General features: G+C 68.3%; 20 protein-coding genes and 1 tRNA gene. 9 read left to right on the forward strand and 12 right to left on the reverse strand.

Annotated elements, in window-relative coordinates:
- Positions 1–86 precede the first annotated feature (86 nt).
- The 5 genes from recG to Q0C57_RS18090 all read left to right on the forward strand — a co-directional run bounded on the left by recG (position 87) and on the right by Q0C57_RS18090 (position 5,069).
- On the forward strand, positions 87–2,201 hold the full coding sequence (gene recG, locus Q0C57_RS18070) for an ATP-dependent DNA helicase RecG (RefSeq protein ID WP_296578423.1): 2,115 nt from the start codon (positions 87–89) through the stop codon (positions 2,199–2,201).
- A 2-nt stretch (positions 2,202–2,203) separates the two neighbouring features.
- The gene (locus Q0C57_RS18075) at positions 2,204–2,569 is read left to right on the forward strand and encodes a YbaN family protein (RefSeq protein ID WP_296578426.1); all 366 of its coding nucleotides are present in this window, start codon (positions 2,204–2,206) and stop codon (positions 2,567–2,569) included.
- Positions 2,566–3,471: a PfkB family carbohydrate kinase gene (locus Q0C57_RS18080; protein WP_296578429.1), complete on the forward strand. Its 906-nt coding sequence runs from the start codon at positions 2,566–2,568 to the stop codon at positions 3,469–3,471. The genes Q0C57_RS18075 and Q0C57_RS18080 overlap by 4 nt, the downstream gene beginning before the upstream one ends.
- 119 nt (positions 3,472–3,590) lie before the next feature.
- Positions 3,591–4,238 carry a hypothetical protein gene (locus tag Q0C57_RS18085; protein WP_296578432.1) on the forward strand — a complete coding sequence of 216 codons (648 nt, stop codon included), beginning with the start codon at positions 3,591–3,593 and terminating at the stop codon, positions 4,236–4,238.
- Between the two features lie 84 nt (positions 4,239–4,322).
- Positions 4,323–5,069 (forward strand): SDR family oxidoreductase, encoded by a 747-nt coding sequence (locus Q0C57_RS18090; RefSeq protein ID WP_296578435.1) that lies wholly within the window; start codon positions 4,323–4,325, stop codon positions 5,067–5,069.
- A gap of 31 nt (positions 5,070–5,100) precedes the next feature.
- Here the strand turns inward: Q0C57_RS18090 and Q0C57_RS18095 are convergent.
- Together Q0C57_RS18095 and Q0C57_RS18100 are read right to left on the reverse strand one after the other, a co-directional pair.
- Positions 5,101–5,175, reverse strand: a tRNA-Lys gene (locus Q0C57_RS18095).
- Positions 5,176–5,315: 140 nt separating this feature from the next.
- Positions 5,316–5,576: a hypothetical protein gene (locus Q0C57_RS18100; protein ID WP_296578438.1), complete on the reverse strand. Its 261-nt coding sequence runs from the start codon at positions 5,574–5,576 to the stop codon at positions 5,316–5,318.
- Positions 5,577–5,738: 162 nt separating this feature from the next.
- Between Q0C57_RS18100 and Q0C57_RS18105 the strand changes: the two genes are divergently transcribed.
- Entirely contained in the window at positions 5,739–6,245 is a 507-nt protein-coding gene (locus tag Q0C57_RS18105) for a DUF2937 family protein (protein ID WP_296578442.1), read from the forward strand.
- A gap of 3 nt (positions 6,246–6,248) precedes the next feature.
- Here Q0C57_RS18105 and Q0C57_RS18110 read toward each other — a convergent pair whose 3' ends face one another.
- Complete coding sequence (locus Q0C57_RS18110; protein ID WP_296578445.1) at positions 6,249–6,611, reverse strand: hypothetical protein; 363 nt, start codon at positions 6,609–6,611, stop codon at positions 6,249–6,251.
- Between the two features lie 135 nt (positions 6,612–6,746).
- Here Q0C57_RS18110 and Q0C57_RS18115 point away from each other — a divergent pair, with 135 nt between their 5' ends.
- Positions 6,747–7,571 carry a polyphosphate kinase 2 family protein gene (locus Q0C57_RS18115; protein ID WP_296578448.1) on the forward strand — a complete coding sequence of 275 codons (825 nt, stop codon included), beginning with the start codon at positions 6,747–6,749 and terminating at the stop codon, positions 7,569–7,571.
- A gap of 9 nt (positions 7,572–7,580) precedes the next feature.
- On the opposite strand, the gene tgt is transcribed toward Q0C57_RS18115, so the two are convergent.
- From tgt to coaD, 5 genes are all read right to left on the reverse strand, one after another.
- The gene (gene tgt, locus Q0C57_RS18120; RefSeq protein ID WP_296578451.1) at positions 7,581–8,717 is read right to left on the reverse strand and encodes a tRNA guanosine(34) transglycosylase Tgt; all 1,137 of its coding nucleotides are present in this window, start codon (positions 8,715–8,717) and stop codon (positions 7,581–7,583) included.
- Positions 8,714–9,790: a tRNA preQ1(34) S-adenosylmethionine ribosyltransferase-isomerase QueA gene (gene queA, locus Q0C57_RS18125; RefSeq protein ID WP_296578454.1), complete on the reverse strand. Its 1,077-nt coding sequence runs from the start codon at positions 9,788–9,790 to the stop codon at positions 8,714–8,716. The genes tgt and queA overlap by 4 nt, the downstream gene beginning before the upstream one ends.
- 72 nt (positions 9,791–9,862) lie before the next feature.
- On the reverse strand, positions 9,863–10,363 hold the full coding sequence (locus tag Q0C57_RS18130) for a peptidylprolyl isomerase (RefSeq protein ID WP_296578456.1): 501 nt from the start codon (positions 10,361–10,363) through the stop codon (positions 9,863–9,865).
- 33 nt (positions 10,364–10,396) lie between these two features.
- On the reverse strand, positions 10,397–10,963 hold the full coding sequence (locus Q0C57_RS18135; RefSeq protein WP_296578458.1) for a peptidylprolyl isomerase: 567 nt from the start codon (positions 10,961–10,963) through the stop codon (positions 10,397–10,399).
- 36 nt (positions 10,964–10,999) lie between these two features.
- Positions 11,000–11,506, reverse strand: a complete 507-nt coding sequence (coaD, locus tag Q0C57_RS18140; protein ID WP_296578461.1) for a pantetheine-phosphate adenylyltransferase — start codon at positions 11,504–11,506, stop codon at positions 11,000–11,002.
- A 170-nt stretch (positions 11,507–11,676) separates the two neighbouring features.
- Between coaD and Q0C57_RS18145 the strand changes: the two genes are divergently transcribed.
- Complete coding sequence (locus tag Q0C57_RS18145; protein ID WP_296578463.1) at positions 11,677–12,843, forward strand: M20 family metallopeptidase; 1,167 nt, start codon at positions 11,677–11,679, stop codon at positions 12,841–12,843.
- A gap of 121 nt (positions 12,844–12,964) precedes the next feature.
- Here the strand turns inward: Q0C57_RS18145 and gyrA are convergent, their stop codons facing one another.
- Positions 12,965–15,724, reverse strand: a complete 2,760-nt coding sequence (gyrA, locus tag Q0C57_RS18150; RefSeq protein WP_296578465.1) for a DNA gyrase subunit A — start codon at positions 15,722–15,724, stop codon at positions 12,965–12,967.
- A gap of 210 nt (positions 15,725–15,934) precedes the next feature.
- Between gyrA and Q0C57_RS18155 the strand changes: the two genes are divergently transcribed.
- Positions 15,935–16,564, forward strand: a complete 630-nt coding sequence (locus Q0C57_RS18155; RefSeq protein ID WP_296578467.1) for a MarC family protein — start codon at positions 15,935–15,937, stop codon at positions 16,562–16,564.
- Between the two features lie 9 nt (positions 16,565–16,573).
- Here the strand turns inward: Q0C57_RS18155 and Q0C57_RS18160 are convergent, their stop codons facing one another.
- The 3 genes from Q0C57_RS18160 to ssb form a co-directional block, all read right to left on the reverse strand.
- Entirely contained in the window at positions 16,574–16,969 is a 396-nt protein-coding gene (locus tag Q0C57_RS18160) for a DUF2306 domain-containing protein (protein WP_296578469.1), read from the reverse strand.
- 117 nt (positions 16,970–17,086) lie between these two features.
- The gene (locus tag Q0C57_RS18165; RefSeq protein WP_296578472.1) at positions 17,087–17,632 is read right to left on the reverse strand and encodes a GNAT family protein; all 546 of its coding nucleotides are present in this window, start codon (positions 17,630–17,632) and stop codon (positions 17,087–17,089) included.
- A 14-nt stretch (positions 17,633–17,646) separates the two neighbouring features.
- The gene (ssb, locus tag Q0C57_RS18170) at positions 17,647–18,174 is read right to left on the reverse strand and encodes a single-stranded DNA-binding protein (RefSeq protein ID WP_296578475.1); all 528 of its coding nucleotides are present in this window, start codon (positions 18,172–18,174) and stop codon (positions 17,647–17,649) included.
- Positions 18,175–18,334: the final 160 nt, after the last annotated feature.

Genomic DNA, 18,334 nt, shown 5'->3' on the forward strand with positions numbered 1-18,334 from the left:
CACCCCTAGCAAAGACGGCGCGGGATTTACAAGCCGCACCGCGCCACGGTCTGTCAGCAAAGGCACGGGCGGACTAGATTGCCGCCATGCGTCCCGCCCGACTCGACCCCCTCTTCGCACCGCTCACGACCCTCAAGGGTGTCGGCGCCAAGCTCGAAGGCCTCTATGCCCGGCTGCTCGGCACCGAGGGGCCGCCGCGGGTGGTCGACCTGCTGTTCCACGTGCCGAGCGGCCTCATCGACCGACGCGCCCGCCCGACACTGGCTGAAGCCGTGCCGGGCGCCATCGTCACCCTGGCCGTGCGCGTCGAAAAGCACCGCCCGGCCCCACCGGGAAAATCTCGCGCGCCCTACAAGGTGCTCGTCTCCGACGAGACCGGTGACCTGACGCTGGTCTGGTTCAACGCCCATCGCAGCCGCATCGAGCAGATGTGCCCGGTCGGCGAGACGCGGATCGTCTCCGGCCGGATCGAGCTCTTCGACGGAATGCGGCAGATGGTGCATCCCGACCGGGTGCTGGCGCCGGACCAGGCGGCGACGATGCCGCTGATGGAACCGGTCTATCCGCTGACCGAGGGGCTCGGCTCCGGCCATGTCAGGCGGGCCGCGGAAGCGGCCCTCGCCCGCCTGCCAGGATTGCCCGAATGGCTGGAGCCGCGGCTGGTCGCGCGCGAGGGCTGGCCGGATTTCGCCACGGCCCTCGGCCGGGTGCATCAGCCGGACAGCCCCGAGACCTGCGCGCCGGAGGGACCGGCCCGCACGCGGCTGGCCTATGACGAACTCCTCGCCAACCAGCTCGCCCTGGGGCTGGTGCGCGCCAATCTGAAACGCCCCGCCGGGCGGCGCAATGTCGGGGACGGGACATTGCGCGCCCGTATTGCCGGCGCCCTCCCCTTCACGCTGACGGGATCGCAGACGGCCGCCATCGCCGAGATTGCGGCCGACATGACCGCGCCGACGCGGATGCTGCGGCTGCTGCAGGGCGATGTCGGCTCGGGCAAGACCGTCGTGGCGCTGATGGCCATGGCGGCGGCGGCGGAGGCCGGACGACAATCGGCCCTGATGGCGCCGACGGAACTGCTCGCCCGCCAGCATGCGCGGACCCTGACCCCCCTGGCCGCGGCGGCCGGGCTGACCGTGACCATCCTCACCGGCCGGGAAAAGGGCCGCGAGCGCGAGGACATCCTCGCCGGCCTCGCCTCGGGAGCGATCCCTATCGTCGTCGGCACCCACGCGCTGTTCCAGGACCCCGTCCGGTTCGCCGATCTCGGCCTTGCCGTCATCGACGAGCAGCACCGGTTCGGCGTGCAGCAGCGCCTGGCGCTGGCCGCCAAGGGCGAAGCGGTCGATCTGCTGGTCATGACCGCGACACCGATCCCGCGGACGCTCGTCCTGACCTATTTCGGCGACATGGACTCCTCGCAGCTCCGCGAAAAGCCGGCCGGCCGCCAGCCGGTCGACACGCGGGTCATCGGCATGGAGCGGCTCGCCGAGGTGGTGGACGCGATCGGCCGGGCGCTCGATGCCGGCCGGCAGGTCTACTGGGTCTGCCCGCTGGTCGCCGAGGCCGAGGAGCCCGACGAGAACACCCCGGACCTCGCCGCGGCCGAGGAGCGCTTCGCCATGCTGCAGCAGCGTTTCGGCGCGGCGGTTGACATCGTCCACGGCCAGATGAAGGGCGGCGACAAGGACGCCGCCATGGCGCGGTTCTCCGCCGGGGAGAGCCGGCTGCTGGTCGCGACCACGGTGATCGAGGTCGGGGTGGACGTGCCGGCCGCATCGATCATGGTGATCGACCATGCCGAGCATTTCGGCCTGGCCCAGCTCCATCAGCTGCGCGGGCGGATCGGCCGCGGCGCGGCAGCCTCCACCTGCATCCTGCTCTACAAGGGCCCGCTGGGAGAGACGGCGCGCCGCCGCCTCGACACCATGCGCGAGACCGAGGACGGGTTCCGCATCGCCGAGGAGGATCTGACCCTGCGCGGAGAAGGCGACCTGCTCGGCACCAAGCAATCGGGCATGCCGGGATTCCGCCTGGCGCGGCTCGACCATCACGGACGCCTGCTCGAGACGGCCCGCAACGACGCCCGGCTGGTGATCGAAACCGATCCGGACCTTGCCACGGACCGTGGCGCGGCGCTGCGTGATCTGCTTTACCTGTTCGGACGCAACGAGGCGATCCGCCTCATCAAGGCTGGCTGAACATGCTCGCCCGCCCCCTCCGTTTCCTGGTCTTTCTCGCCGGCTGCCTGTTCACGGTCATCGGCGTCATCGGCGTCTTCCTGCCGGGGCTGCCGGGAACGGTATTCCTGATTCTGGCGGCCTGGTGCTTCGCCCGGTCCTCGCCCCGGTTCGAATGGTGGCTGCTCAACCATCCCCGATTCGGCCCGTCGGTGCGGACATGGCGCGAGCGCGGCGCCATCGCGCCCCGCTACAAGGTGATCGCCATCGGTTCCATGGTGCTGTCATGGGGCCTCGTCTGGCTCACCGCCCCGGCGATCGGCATCGCACTGTCCGGCGTCGCCATCGGCGCCAGCGCCCTCTATGTCGGGACGAGACCGCACGCATGACCGCTGCTCGCGCCAAGCGCATTGTTTGCGCCGGCATTACCACGCTCGACATCATTTATGCGCTGGACGCCATTCCGACCGTCCCGCTGAAATTCCGCTCCAGCCACATGGTGACCTCGGGCGGCGGGCTGGCCGGAAATGCCGCCACCGCCTGTGCGCGGCTCGGCGCCGCCGTGACCCTGATCGCGCGGCTGGGCGATGATCCCTTCGCCACGATGATGATCGCGGAACTGGAGCGCGATGGCGTCGACTGCAGCCTGGTGCGCCGCTGTCCGGGCTACCGCTCGCCGGTCTCGGCGGTGGTCATCGACCGGCAGGGCGAGCGGCTGGTGGTGAGCTATTCCGACCCAGCCATCCCCTCCGATGCCGGCTGGATCGATGGGCGGGTTCTGCGCGGGGCGGATGCCGCCTATGCAGAAACACGCTGGATCGAAGCAGCGCTGGCGCTGCTGCCCCTGGCCCGCGCGGCCGGCCTTCCCTCGGTGCTCGATGCCGACCGGCGACCGACGCGCCCCGAGGTTCTGGAGCTTCCCACCCATGTGGGGTTCTCCGCGCCGGCGCTGCGCGACCTGACCGGCATGGAGGATCTGGCGGCCGCCCTCGCCCATGCCTCCCGTGAGGCCGCCAACATCTATCTCGTCACCGACGGCAACCGTGGCGCCTGGTATATGGACGGGCGATCGGTCCGCCATGAGCCGGCCTTCCCGGTCCAGGCCGTCGACACGCTGGGCGCGGGCGACACCTGGCACGGGGCGCTCGCACTGGCTCTGGCGGAGGCCCAGCCCTTGGCAAGGGCGGTGCGTTTCGCCAATGCCGCCGCCGCGCTGAAATGCACTGCCTTCGGTGGCCGCAAGGGCATGCCGGAGCGCAGCCGGGTTGACGCGCTGCTGGCGGGGACCTGAGGATGTGGGATAAGGTGGCTTCCGTGACGACACGCTTCCGCTTCCGTCTCATCCAGGCCCTGATCGGGCTCTGCCTGGCCGTCTGCGCGTCCTCTGCCGAGGCGCGAACGACGTCGGCCTTGATCAATGGCCTGACCCAGGCTCAGCTGCTTTTTCGCTCCACCACGTTCAGCCTGCGAACCGGACGCCCCGAAGAGGCCGCCGCGTCCCTCAAGGCGCTGATCGCCTTGTGGGACGAGACCGCCGCGCAGACAGCCGCGGCGCCACCGCCGATCGCCGCGCGCGTCAACCTCTTCGCCGAGGTCATGGAGGGCGGGCGCGCCCGCCTGCGCCGCGCCGCGGAAGTGCTGGCGCTGGGGCGGACGGATGGCGCGCTCGAGGAACTGGCGCCGCTCAAACGCGAGTGGGTCGGGCTGCGCCGCAGCGTCGGGCTCTATGGCCTGGTCGAATGCCTCGAGGAATCGAGCGAGGCCATCGAGGCCCTGATGGCGCACCGCCGGCAGCCCGCCGACCTGGCGCGTGGCGAAACGCGGGGCGACATCATCGCCAAGGCTGCCGTTTATCGCTTCGCACTGCGCCGCTGCGAGCCCTTCGCGGCGCTCGATCCGATCGGCAACGGCGAGTTCCGCCGGCAGGCGGATGCGATCGCCGCGGCGATCGACGTGATCGATTCCGCGCTGCGCCTGCGCGACCCGACCCTGCTCGAGCGCGTGCTCGGCGACCTCAGAACCTTCGATCTGCAACTCTCCCAACGGTTTGGCGGATAGCTGGCGGCTGGACAGGGCCGCGGGCGTCATGCCACGACTTCAATCGATTTGAGCCGCAGAGAACGGCGAAGGCGGGAGGACGGCATGGCGAAGAGGCTGGCAGGCAAGGTTGCGGTGGTCACCGCGGCGGGTCACGGGATCGGACGGGCGATCGCCGCGGCTTTCGTCGCCGAAGGCGCCAAGGTGATCGCCACGGACATCGACAAGGGCAAGCTTGAGGGCATCGCCAAGGCCAGGAAGCTGCGGCTTGACGTCACCTCGACCCGCGCCGTCGAGGCCCTGGCGGCCAAGACCGGGCCGATCGACATCCTCATCAATGCCGCCGGCTGGGTTCATCACGGCAATGTCCTCGACACGAGCGAGGCCGACTGGGACCGCTCCTTCGACCTCAACGTCAAATCCATGCATCGGACGATCCGGGCCTTCCTGCCGGGCATGCTGGAGAAGGGTTCCGGCTCCATCGTCAACATCGCCTCCGGGGCCTCGTCGGTCCGCGGCGTTGCCAACCGTTACGCCTATGGCGCGTCCAAAGCGGCGGTGATCGGCCTGACCAAGTCGGTGGCGATCGACTACATCCGCCGCGGCATCCGCTCCAATGCCATCTGCCCCGGCACGATCCAGTCGCCCTCCCTCGACGATCGCATCAAGGCGCTGGCGACCGCCACCGGCCAGTCGGAGGCGGCTGCGCGCAAGGCCTTCATCGACCGCCAGCCGATCGGCCGGCTCGGCACGGCGGAGGAAGTGGCGATGCTGGCGGTCTATCTGGCATCCGACGAGGCGGCCTATACGACCGGTGCCATCCATATCGTCGATGGCGGCTTCTCGCTGTAGGGTGCAAGGCTCAGCGGAGACTTGAAGCGGATGGTGAGCGGGGAGGGGATCGAACCCTCGACCACATGATTAAAAGTCACGTGCTCTACCGCTGAGCTACCCGCCCATCCGGAGGGGGGGTTTGGCGGATTGCCGCGGCGAAGTCAACGGCAGGTGACATCGCGATACGGGCGGACGGCATGAGCCCCCTGCCCGCCCGGGATTGACGAAGCCCGCGCCTTGCGGCGCGAGCCTCGCATCGGGCTGTTACCAGCCGCGGCGATAGGTACGACGGCGCCAGTAGCGCCGCCGCTGGCGGCGGGTGCGCCAATCCCGGCGGTAGGCGCCGCGGCTGCGAGGGCGCAGCACACGGCCGCGCGGGTTCTGTTCGGACTGCATCTCGATGGGGGCACCGGCAACCGGCACGGAGGCCACGGTTTCCGCATGGGCGACGCTCGACGTGCCGCCGGCCGTGGCGAGGGCGGCGAGGCCCGCGATCGTTCCGAAGAACAGTCGTCTGCTGGTCATGAGAGTCTCCTTGGATGATCGTGACGGCTGCGATGGCAGTCGTGCGGCCGCATGTGGCGGCAGAACCGGAACGCATGGCGGCGGACTTTGTTCAATTTCGGCGGAAGCGCGTGCCGCGCGCGCCCCTCTCCGCCATGGCCGGCAAACATCTGAGAAGCCCGCATGGTCCTGCGCCGAATCGTCTTCTTCCTGGCCCTGGTGCTCGGCGTCGTTGCATCGCAGCTGCCTGAATTCGCCCAGCAGTATCGCCAGAGACCGGGCGGCGCGGTGGACGAACTCAACCGGATCATCCAGGACTTCGATGCTGATGCCGCACGCATGCAGCTCGATCGCGATGCCGGGCTCGACCGGCTCCTCGCCAGTTCCGATATGTTCGTGCGGCAGCGCGGCCAGCAGATCCGCGATGATGCGGCCCGCGCAGCCCGTCTGGAACGACAGCTTCAGTCCTATCAGGAGGCCGGCCCCGTCTGGCGCCTCGCCACCTTCGCCCGCAGCTATGAGCCGGAGATCGCTCGCCGTGCCGCGCAGAACTTCGAGCCGGCGGTGCCGGTGACGACGGAGGGTATTCTGACCACCGTCATCGGCTTCCTCGTCGGCTGGCTCGGCGGGCGGGCCGTCATTGCGCCGATCCAAAGGCGCCGGCGGCGGATCAGGATCGAACGCGCCTGATGGTCATTCCATCGCCATGCGCCTGACCCCGTCCCTGATGAAGACCCGAAAGGGCGTGGTGCCCGTGGCGCTGCCGTCCTCGGACCGCCAGCGGCCGTTGGCGCAGAGGATGCCGCCGGCGGTGGGCACGGCGTCGAACTCCACCCGATTGCGATAGACCGTGCCGTCGGGCGTGGTGGCGGTGAAGGCGGTCGTGCATTTGCCGCCGTCAACCACGGGATCGTAACCGCCGATCATGATTCCGCCGCCGGCCGTGCTGGGAAAGGGGTCACGCAGCAACGGCCAGGTGACATAGTCCTCCGCCGCCAGGGCGGTGCCGATGGCCAGAGCCGTCATCGTTACGGCGGTGATGATGGTCGTCCGCATGTGCCTCTCCCTGTCGCGCACCGGCGCGTCATGGCGGGAACACGGGCAAGACCCGTTCTGGATGCACCCGGCGCGCGCTTGCGCTCCTGGCCGGGACAGGGGATCAATGCGTCCCCTCCCCCTCACCGGTGGCCCATGTCGCATTCCTGCCCGAAACATCTCAGCCACCTTGTCGTCACGCCCGGCACCGCCGTGGATCTCGGTGCCATCGATCCGCGTCAGGTCGACTTCCTCGGAGATGAGGACAAAGTGCGCGCCCGCCTGAACGAGGACGCGATAGCGATCGACCGCCTGCAGGACCGGCTCTATGGCGAGGGCAAGCGCGCGCTGCTCGTGGTGCTGCAAGGCACCGATACGTCGGGCAAGGACGGGACGATCCGCGGCGTCTTCAACGCCACCGGGCCGCTCGGCGTGACCGTCACCGCCTTCAAGCGTCCGAGCGAGGAGGAACTGGCGCATGATTTCCTCTGGCGGGTGCACAAGGCGGCGCCGCGGCGCGGCACGATCGGCCTCTTCAACCGGTCGCATTATGAGGACGTGCTCGTGGGCCGGGTGCGCAACCTGGCGCCCAAGGACGTGATCGAAGCCCGCTACGACCAGATCAACGATTTCGAGCGCCTGCTGACGGAGAACGGCACCGTGATCCTGAAATTCATGCTGCACATCTCGAAGGATGAGCAGGCCGAGCGGTTGCAGGAGCGGCTCGACGACCCCGGAAAGAACTGGAAGTTCAACGCCGGCGACCTGGAAGACCGCAAGCTCTGGGGGGCCTACCAAAAGGCCTACGAGACCGCGCTCTCCCGCTGTTCGACGACCCACGCGCCCTGGCATATCGTGCCGGCGGACCGCAAATGGGCGCGCAACGCCATTGTCGCGGCCATCGTCCGCGATACGCTGGAGGCGATGGATCCGCGCTATCCGAAAATGCCGTGGAAACCCTCGGATTTCAAAATCGTCTGACGGAGCCGGTCAGCCCTGCCACGGGGCGATGTCGCCACGCGCCCAGCCATCCCGCACCTCGGCCATGTAGTCGCCGTAGCGCCCCGCCGCGATGGCGGCGCGGGCACCGGCCATCAGCTCCTGGTAATAGGCGAGGTTGATCCAGGTGATCAGCATCGCACCCAGCATCTCCTCGGTGCGCACCAGGTGGTGCAGATAGGCCCGCGAATAGTCGCGCGCCGCGGGGCAGGACGAGGTCCCGTCCAGCGGCCGCGGATCCTCGGCGTGGCGGGCATTGCGGAAATTGACCTTGCCGAAGCGCGTGAAGGCCTGGCCGTGGCGGCCGTTCCGGGTCGGCATGACGCAGTCGAACATGTCGATGCCCCGGGCGACGGCGGCGAGGAGATCATCGGGGGTGCCGACGCCCATCAGATAGTGCGGTTTCTCGTCGGGCAGGTGCGGCATCACCGCCTCGATCATGGCGAGCATCACGTCCTGGGGCTCGCCGACCGCAAGGCCGCCGATGGAATAGCCGGGGAAGTCCATGGCCGCGAGGGCTCTGGCGCTGGCGACGCGCAGATCCGGCTGGTCTCCGCCCTGGACGATGCCGAACAGCGCCCGGCCCGGCGGCTGCGCCTCGAAGGCGCGCTTCGAGCGCTCGGCCCAGCGCAGCGACAGCTGCATGGCCTTGTCGATGGCCTCCCGCGCATTGGGCAGCGCCACGCATTCGTCGAGCTGCATCTGGATATCGGCGCCGAGCAGGCCCTGGATCTCGACCGAGCGCTCCGGCGTCAGCTCGAAGCGCGAGCCGTCGACATGACTGGCGAAGGTCACGCCCTGTTCGGTGAGCTTGCGGAGCTTCGCCAGCGACATGACCTGGAAGCCGCCGGAATCGGTCAGGATCGGCCCGGTCCAGCCGCCAAACCGGTGCAGGCCGCCGAGCTTGGCGATCCGCTCGGCACCCGGGCGCAGCATGAGGTGATAGGTGTTGCCGAGGATCACGTCGGCGCCGAGCGCCCTGACCTGATCCATGTACATGCCCTTGACGGTGGCCTGGGTGCCGACCGGCATGAAGGCGGGCGTGCGGATCGCCCCGCGCGGGGTGTTCACGACGCCGGTGCGGGCGGCGCCGTCGCGGGCGGCGATGGCGAAGGAGAAGCCGGTCATCGCGCATCCTCGCGGAAAAGAAGCGAGCCGTCGCCATAGGAATAGAAGCGGTAGCCCGAGGCGATGGCGCGCGCATAGGCCGCCTTCATCGTGTCGAGCCCGGCAAAGGCCGAGACCAGCATGAAGAGGGTCGAGCGCGGCAGGTGGAAATTGGTCATCAGCACATCCACGGCGCGGAAGCGGTAACCCGGCGTGATGAAGATGGAGGTCTCGGCGGCGAAGGGATGGATCGTGCCGTCCTCCGCCGCGGCGCTTTCGAGCAGCCGCAGCGACGTCGTCCCGACCGCGACGATCCGGCAGCCGGCGGCGCGGACGCCGTTAAGCGCGGCGGCGGTCGCGGCCGTTACCAGTCCATATTCGGGGTGCATCCGGTGATCGGCCGTGTCCTCGCTCTTCACGGGAAGGAAGGTGCCGGCGCCGACATGGAGGGTGAGGAAGTGCAGGCCAATCCCGCGCGCCTTGAGCCGGTCGAGAAGCTCCGGCGTGAAGTGCAGCCCGGCGGTCGGCGCGGCGACCGAGCCCTCGTCCCGGGCATAGACCGTCTGGTAGTCGGCGCGGTCCTGCGCATCCTCCGGCCGCTTCGAGGCGATATAGGGCGGCAAAGGGATATGGCCGATACCGGCGATGGCGGCGTCGAGATCGGCGCCGGCGAGATCGAAGGCGAAGACCACGCCGTCATCGTCCTTGCTGATGACGGTCGCATCGAGGCCCGCCAGCAGGCAGGTGCCAGCAGCAGCGCCGAAGCGGAGCCGGTCTCCCGCCTGCAGCTTCTTCGCGCCCCGGACGAAAGCGAGCCAGCGATCGGGCGCCAGGCGACGGTGCAGGGTGGCGGAAACCGAGGCGACCTGCCCTGCCCGCTCGCGGATGCCGTCGAGCTGGGCGGGGATGACGCGGGTGTCGTTGAAGACAAGCGCGTCGCCGGGGCGCAGGATGTCCGGCAGGTCGCGGACGATCCGGTCCGCCCCGGTCGGCCCCGGTCCGACCACCATCAGCCGCGCGGCATCGCGCGGGCTTGCCGGACGGAGCGCGATCCGCTCGGCCGGAAGGTCGAAGTCGAAAAGGTCGACGCGCATCGGGTCGGCGGGCTCCTGCCAAAGAAAACGGCGCCCGGATCGCTCCGGGCGCCGCGTCCCTACCATGGGAAATCAGAGCTTGGCGATGATCTCGCCATAGGTGGCGGCATCGTCCGCCGCGATCTTGGCGACGACGATCTTGTCGGGATCGCGCACCGGCTCGCCACGCTTGATCCCGTCGACATTGTCCATGCCGTCCACGACCTTGCCCCAGACGGTATACTGCCGGTCGAGGAAGCGGGCGTCGTCGAAGCAGATGAAGAACTGCGAATTGGCCGAATTCGGGTTCTGCGCCCGCGCCATGGAGGTCGTGCCGCGGACATGCGGCTCGGCATTGAACTCGGCCTTCAGGTCCGGATATTTTGAGCCGCCGGTGCCGGTGCCCTGCGGGCAACCGGTCTGGGCCATGAAACCGTCGATGACGCGGTGGAAGACGATCCCGTCATAGAAGCCCTCGCGGACCAGCTTCTTGATGTGGTCGACATGGCCGGGGGCCAGATCCGGCCGCATGGCGATGACGACACGACCCTTGGTCGTCTCGAGGATCATAGTGTTTTCTGCGTCCAGGGCCATCCAGGCCTCCTGTGTTGGTATGCGGGAAGGAATTCAGCGGCTATCGGCGGCGACGCGGACGCGGACCATGCGGTCCGGCTGCGTCACGGTGCCGTTGGCGGACGGATTGCCGCGCTTGATCTTGTCGACCGCCTCCATGCCGGAGACGACATTGCCGAAGACCGTGTACTGGCCGTTGAGGAAGGAGCCCTCGGCGAACATGATGAAGAACTGCGAATTGGCCGAGTTCGGGCTCTGCGACCGGGCCATGCCAAGGGTGCCGCGCACGAAGGGTTCCCGCGAAAACTCCGCCTGGACATTGGGCAGCGACGAGCCACCCATGCCGGTGCCCTGGGGGTCGCCGGTCTGGGCCATGAAGCCCTCGATCACCCGATGGAAGACGATGCCGTCATAGAAGCCCTGGCGGGCGAGCGTCTTGATCCGCTCGACGTGGCGCGGCGCCAGATCGGGCCGCAGGCGGATGATGACCGGGCCGTCCTTCAGTTCGATGACGAGCGTGTTTTCAGGGTCCGCGCCGGCAGGCAGGCGGATGGCCTGGGCGGCGGCGGGAGCGGCGGCGGCAAGGGCCAGCGAGCTGGCGAGGAAGGTGCGGCGCTTCAAGGGACGTCTCTCCGGTTGGAACGGGACCGCGCGCGGTCAGGCGCGGCGCTGGACCTTGGCACCAAGCGCCTCGGCCACGGCAGGGGGCACGAAGGAGGTCACGTCGCCTCCCATGGATGCGATCTGGCGGACGAGCGTGGCGGTGATGGGGCGGACCGTGGGCGAGGCCGGCAGAAAGATCGTCTGCACGCCCGGCGCCATCGCCGCATTCATGCCGGCCATCTGCATCTCGTAATCGAGGTCTGTGCCGTCGCGCAGGCCGCGGATGAAGAGGCTGGCGCCGACACGCTGGGCGGCCCAGACCGCGAGGTCGTCGAAGGTGATGGTGCGGAAGGCGCAGTTCTCGGCCGCGGCGATCGGGGCACAGACCGTCGCGAGCAGAGCCAGGCGCTCCTCTGCGGAGAACATCGGCGCCTTGCCAGGATGCACGCCGACACCGACCACGAGCTCATCGGCCAGGCGGCAGGCATGACGGATGACGTCGAGATGGCCGTTGGTGACCGGATCGAACGACCCCGTGTAGAGCGCGATGCGTTTCGTCATGGGGCTCCGCCGCAACAGGACCGGCGAGGCTTAGCGAAGCCGGGGGGCCGGCGCAAGCGAAGCGGCGACCCGTGCCCGGCGTTCATGGGCCGCATGCGGCGGATCAGTTGCCACGTGGCGCCGCAAGCTGGAAAAGTGTCGGCCCCGCCCATCCGCTTGCCGAGGCCGTCATGACCGCATCGACCGAGACCCGCATCACCGACTGGCTCGCGGCGCGGAAGGACGCCATGGTGGACCTGCTGCGCGAGGTCGTCGACATCGATTCCGGCTCCTACGACAAGACCGGCGTCGACGCGGTCGGCGCCCGGTTCGAGCGCTTTTTCGCCGAGCACGGAATCTCCGCCTGGCGCGAGCACCACGATGTCTACGGTGACGCGATCCATGCCCTGGTCACAGAGCCAGGTTCAAACGAGAAGCCGATTCTCCTGATGGGACATCGGGATACGGTATTTCCTAAAGGTGAGGTCTCACGACGGCCCTTCAGCATTGCCGGCGGTCGTGCCTACGGGCCCGGCGTTGCCGACATGAAGGCGGGGCTGGTCATGAACGTCTTTGTGGCTGCCGCCTTCAAGGCGCTCGGCGGCATGCCCTGCCCGATCCGCGTCCTCATCACCTCGGACGAGGAAATCGCCTCGCCGTCGTCGCGTCCGATCATCGAGCGCGAGGGCCGCGCGGCGCGCGCCGTCTACAATTCCGAGCCCGGCCGCCCCTCGGGCAATGTCACGACGGGGCGCAAGGGCGGCGTCTTCATGCGCTTCGACGTTTATGGGAAGGCGGCCCATTCCGGCGGAAATTTTACCAGCGGCATCAGTGCGATCGGCGAGCTTGCTCACAAGATCATTCAGATTCACGCGCTGACCGATCTCGCCAGGGGCATCACCCTGAATGTCGGTCTGGTCTCGGGCGGCCAGTCGGTCAACACGACGGCGCCCCATGCCGAGGGACAGATCGACCTGCGCTATATTGAACCGGCCGACCGGGCGCGTACGCTCAAGGCGATCCAGCGCATCATCGACACGCCGACGGTCGCCGGTACCACCGCGAAACTGGAGATCAGGGGCGAGTTCCTCCCCGTGGTGCAGACCCCGGAGGCCAAGGCCATCTTTTCCGCCTACCAGGCGGCGGCGCGCGATGCCGGGCTGGCGACCCTCGACGGCGAGTTCTCCGGTGGCTGTGCCGATTCCGGTTTCACGGCGAGCGTCGGCACACCGACGATCTGCGGCGTCGGGCCGGTGGGCGGCAATGCCCACACGGTGGAGGAATATCTGGAGATCGACAGTATCGTCCCGCGGGCCCAGGCCCTGGCCCTGGCGATCCTCAGGACCCGATTGGATTGAGTCGCTTCGTTCGGCAGACCAAGAACCTCTGGCTCCGCCTTCTGCCCGCCGGCGGAGCAAGGACAGGGATGAGGGACAGAGACGCCAGAACCCCTGGCAAACCCCCTGCCCGCTGCGCCCCTTACTTGCCCGTCCCGGCCTCCCCGATCTCGGCCTCGGGCAGGTCGCCCTCCTCCTCGCCCTCGTCGGAGATGTGTTCGACCGAGACGACCTTTTCGGTGTCGTCGGTATCGAAGACGATGACGCCCTGGGTGCCGCGCCCGGCGACGCGGATGCCGGCCACGGGGCAGCGGATGAGCTGCCCGCCATCGGTCACCAGCATGATCTGGTCGCGGTCCTCGACGGGGAAGGAGGCGACCAGCCGGCCGTTGCGCTCGTTCACCGCCATGGCGACGATGCCTTTGCCGCCGCGCCCGGTGATGCGGTACTCGAACGACGAGGTGCGCTTGCCGTAGCCGTTTTCCGAAATGGTCAGGACGACCTGCTCGGCCGCCGACATGGCCGCATAGCGCTCCGGCGACAATTCGCCGGATCCCGCCGCCTCATCGTCCTCGCCGGTTTCCTCGCCAGCCCCGGCTTCGCCGGCAATGGCGCGACGCATCTTCAGGTAGGCCGAGCGCTCCTCGGACACCGCCTCGAAATGCCGCAGGATGGCCATGGAGATGATGCGGTCGTCATCGCCCAGGGTGATGCCGCGCACGCCCATGGAATCGCGCCCCTTGAAGACCCGCACCTCCGGCACGGCGAAGCGGATGCACTGTCCCTGCGCGGTGGTGAGCAGCACGTCGTCGGCTTCCGTGCAGACGGCGACGCCGACAATGCCCTCGCCCTCGTCGAGCTTCATGGCGATCTTGCCGCCACGGTTCACCTGGACGAAATCGGAGAGCTTATTGCGTCGGACGGTGCCGCGGGTCGTCGCGAACATGGCGTCGAGGTCGCCCCAGGTGCTCTCGTCCTCCGGCAGCGGCAGGATGGTGGTGATACGCTCGTCCTGGTCGAGCGGCAGGATGTTGACGAAGGCCTTGCCGCGGGCCTGGGGCGCCGCGAGCGGCAGGCGCCAGACCTTCATCTTGTAGACCTGCCCCTTGGAGGAGAAGAACAGGATCGGCGTATGGGTGTTGGCGACGAAGAGCCGGGTGACGAAATCCTCGTCCTTCGTCTGCATGCCGGAGCGGCCCTTGCCGCCCCGCCGCTGGGCCCGGTAGGTCGAGAGCGGCACGCGCTTGACATAACCTGCATGGGACACGGTGACGACCATGTCCTCGCGGGCGATGAGGTCCTCGTCCTCGAACTCGCCGATGCCGTCGACGATCTCCGTCTTGCGCGGGGTGGCGAACTCGTCGCGCACCGCCTTCAGCTCGTCGGTGATGATCTGCATGATGCGGACGCGCGAGCGCAGGATGTCGAGATAGTCGAGGATCTCCTCGGACAGCGTCTTGAGCTCGTCGCCGATCTCGTCGCGGCCGAGGGCTGTCAGGCGGCGCAGCGGCAGGTCGAGAATGGCGCGGGCCTGGGTCTCGGACAGGCGATAGGTGCCGTCGGCGTTGAGCGGATGGCGCGGATCGTCGACGAGGCGGATCAGCGGGGCGATGTCCTGGGCGTCCCAGTCGCGGCCCATCAGCGCCTCGCGGGCGGTTGCCGGGTCGGCCGAGGTGCGGATGATGCGGATCATCTCGTCGATATTCGCCACGGCGATGGCGAGGCCGCAGAGGACATGCGCGCGGTCGCGGGCCTTGCCGAGCAGGAACTTGGTGCGGCGGGAGACGACCTCCTCGCGGAAGGCGATGAAGGTGACGATGAGGTCCTTGAGGTTCATCACCTCGGGACGGCCACCGTTCAGCGCCACGAAATTGCAGCCGAAACTCTGCTGCAGGGCGGTGAAGCGGAAGAGCTGGTTGAGCACGACGTCGGGGACGGCGTCGCGCTTTAGTTCGATGACGATGCGCATGCCCTCGCGATCGCTCTCGTCGCGGAATTCGGCGATGCCCTCGACGCGCTTCTCGCGGACCAGTTCGGCGAGGCGCTCGAGCATCTGCGCCTTGTTCACCTGATAGGGGATCTCGGTGACGATGATGGCCTCGCGCTCGCGGCGCACCGTCTCCATCGAGGTGCGGGCGCGCATGACCACCGAGCCGCGGCCGGTCAGATAGGCCTGGCGGATGCCGGTGCGGCCGAGGATGATGCCGGCCGTCGGAAAGTCCGGGCCCGGCACATAGTCCATCAGTTCCTCGACCTCGATCTCCGGACGCTCGATCGTCGCGATGCAGGCGTCGATGACCTCGCCGAGATTGTGCGGCGGGATGTTGGTCGCCATGCCGACGGCGATGCCGCCGCCGCCATTGACCAGCAGGTTGGGGAACTTGGCGGGGAGCACTTTCGGCTCCCGCTCGGAATTGTCGTAATTGTCCTGGAAATCGACGGTCTGCTTGTCGAGGTCGGAGACGAGCTGGTCGGCGATCTTCTCGAGTCGCACCTCGGTATAGCGCATGGCCGCCGGCGGATCGCCATCGACCGAGCCGAAATTGCCCTGCCCGTCGATGAGCTCGACGCGCATGGAGAAGTCCTGCGCCATGCGGACCAGAGCGTCATAGACCGACTGGTCGCCATGGGGATGGTATTTACCGATGACGTCGCCGACGACGCGGGCCGACTTGCGATAGGGCTTGTTCCACTCGTAGCCGTTCTCGTGCATCGAGTAGAGAATGCGCCGGTGGACGGGCTTCAGGCCGTCGCGCGCGTCCGGCAGGGCGCGGCTGACGATGACGCTCATCGCATAATCGAGATAGGACCGCCGCATCTCGTCGGTGATCGAGATCGGGCGAATTTCGGTCGGGTCGGTGGGCGTCGCGCCCGCCGGCGTCTTGTCGTCGTCGTCAGCCAAGAGAACACTTCCGGTGGGGCGGGCGCGGGGCGCACGCTGGATGGCCTGTTCTAGCCGATTCCGGCGCCGACCTCCAACCCCAAAGGCGGAATCGTCGTCGCGGTTTTCTTCGTTATTTCAACATGTTGCCATCAACGACATCAGGACTGTGGACGGCATGGGCCGCGAATGCCCACAATCACCGCCGCAGCACATCGAAACGGGGCGCTCATGACCGTCGAATTCATCACCAGCGCCCTCGTCACGCTGTTCGTCATCGTCGAGCCGATCGCGCTCGTCCCGATCTTCCTGGCCGTCACCCCGGGCTTCTCGGCGTCGCAGCGCCGGCAGGTCGCCTGGCGCGCCTGCCTGATCGCCTTCCTGATCCTGGCGGCCTGCGCCTTCTTCGGCGACTGGCTGCTGCGCATGCTCGGGATTTCGTTGCCCGCCTTCCGCATCGCCGGTGGCCTGCTGGTGTTCTGGATCGCCTTCGAGATGGTCTTCGGCCTCAGGGCGAGCCGCAAGAGCGAGACGGCCCGCGAGGCCATCGACAAGGAGCACATCGTCAATGTCGCGGCCTTTCCGATGGCCATTCCGCTGCTGGCGGGCCCCGGCGCCATCACGGCGACGCTGCTGCTCGCCGGTCAGGCCGCCGGCAGCACGGTGATGATGGCGGCGCTGATCGGCGTGCTGGCGGTGGTCATCCTGGTGTCCTGGGCCTGCCTCAACATGGCGGAGACGGTCAATGCAATGCTCGGCACGCTGGGCAATGCCGTGGTGTCGCGCCTGCTCGGGATCATCCTCGCCGCGCTGGCGGTGCAGTTCGTCCTGGACGGGGTCAGGGCGGCGCTGCGCGGCTGACCCGGCGCCTCAGCCGCCGAAGACCGCCTTGGCCATGATGCGGCCCGGCAGCAGGGTGAACAGCCCTGCCCCGGCCCAGCCGGCGGCAATGCCGATCATGTGCCATTTGTGGGCGGTGATCCGGCCCTGCCGCCGCGCGCGGATGCCGAGATAGAGATTGGCGAGTGTGAACAGCGACAGCGCATGAATGGGGCTGAAGGGCCCGACCAGCCTGATGCCGTGGATCCAGAACGACGAGACCGCCGTCACCGTCATGAGGACGACCCAGGCCCACCCGATCCAGCGGTGCCAGTCGCCGCGCTTCGGCCGCCACAGCTGGATGGCGGTCAGCGGAATCAGGGCCAGCGCCGCCACCACATGCAACTGGACAGCGACAGAGGCTGCAAGGATCGGGGCGAGGGTCATGGTCGGCTCCACCGTCAATATCAATGCCTTTTACATTGAGGGCCACCGATGTCAATTCTCTTCACATTGCGTCCAAACCGGGCGTGAAGGCGCGGCAAGGGCGACGGGTTCAGGGGGTCAGTTCGCCGCCGCAGTCGCCCGCAACGCCAGCCATTCCGGCCGCAGGGTCGACATGAGCGCCAGGCTCGCCCTGCGGCCGTCGGCGCGGACGATGCTCTCGCGCTGCACCCCCTCCTCGACGAAGCCGACGGTGCGGTAGAGGGAGCGGGCGACGGCATTGTCGGTGAAGACATCGAACCAGAAGCGGTGGCAGGCCGTTTCCGCGAAGGCCCAGTCGGCGAGTGCGAGGAGGAAGGCGCGGCCGGTGCCCTGGCCGGGGGTCGCGATCGAGATGCGCTGCAGCGCGATATTGCCGTGGCGATCGGTCAGGCCGCGGAGAATGGCGTAGCCGAGCGGGATCCCCCGGTCGTCGAGCGCCAGCCAATAGGCGTAGTCGGCATCGGCCAGGCAGGCCTCATGGCGCTCCAGCGGCCATTGGCTGATGCGCAGATCGTTATGGTCCATGCGCTCGGTGGCGACGACGAAAGCGAGGTCCGCGGCGGCGGCCCGCCGCAGGCGGATCGAGCCCCCAGCCGTCCCGGCACCCTCACGCGGACCGGTCACGCTGTCCCCGCCGGTCAGAACGGAATCTCGTCATCGTCCATCGGACGGCCGCCTGCAGGCGCAGCGGACCGCCGCGGCGCTTCCGCTCGCCCCCCGCCGGAACGGCCCTCGATGGCGCCGCCGCCGAAACCACCGCCGCCACCGAAGCTGTCGTCGCCATAGTCGGCGCCGCCACCGCCGCCGCCACCGCCGCGGCTGTCGAGGAGAACCATTTCACCGCGGAACCGCTGCAACACCACCTCGGTCGAATATTTCTCGACGCCCGACTGGTCCGTCCATTTGCGGGTCTGGAGCTGCCCCTCGACATAGACCTTCGAGCCCTTCTTCAGGTACTGCTCGGCCACTTTCGTCAGATTGTCGTTAAAGATGACGACCTGGTGCCACTCGGTGCGCTCCTTGCGCTCGCCCGAGGCCTTGTCGCGCCATGTCTCGGTGGTGGCGAGGCGCAGGTTGCACACCTGCTCGCCGTTGTTCAGCCGACGGATCTCGGGATCACGGCCCAGATTGCCGATCAGGATGACCTTGTTGACGCTGCCTGCCATCGTCGCTCTCCCCTTCCCCGCGGCCATGGCCCGGGGCGCCTTGCGCTCACATCCAGCCTGACGCTTCCCATGTTCCAGACGCCGCGTCACGGTGCCGGCCGGCAATTCGGGGACTATTCCCCAGCTTCGCGTCATCGGCCCTATCGTTCCTTATTTGTTC

The sequence above is a fragment of the Phreatobacter sp. genome (genome assembly GCF_022843985.1).
Lineage (GTDB): Bacteria > Pseudomonadota > Alphaproteobacteria > Rhizobiales > Phreatobacteraceae > Phreatobacter.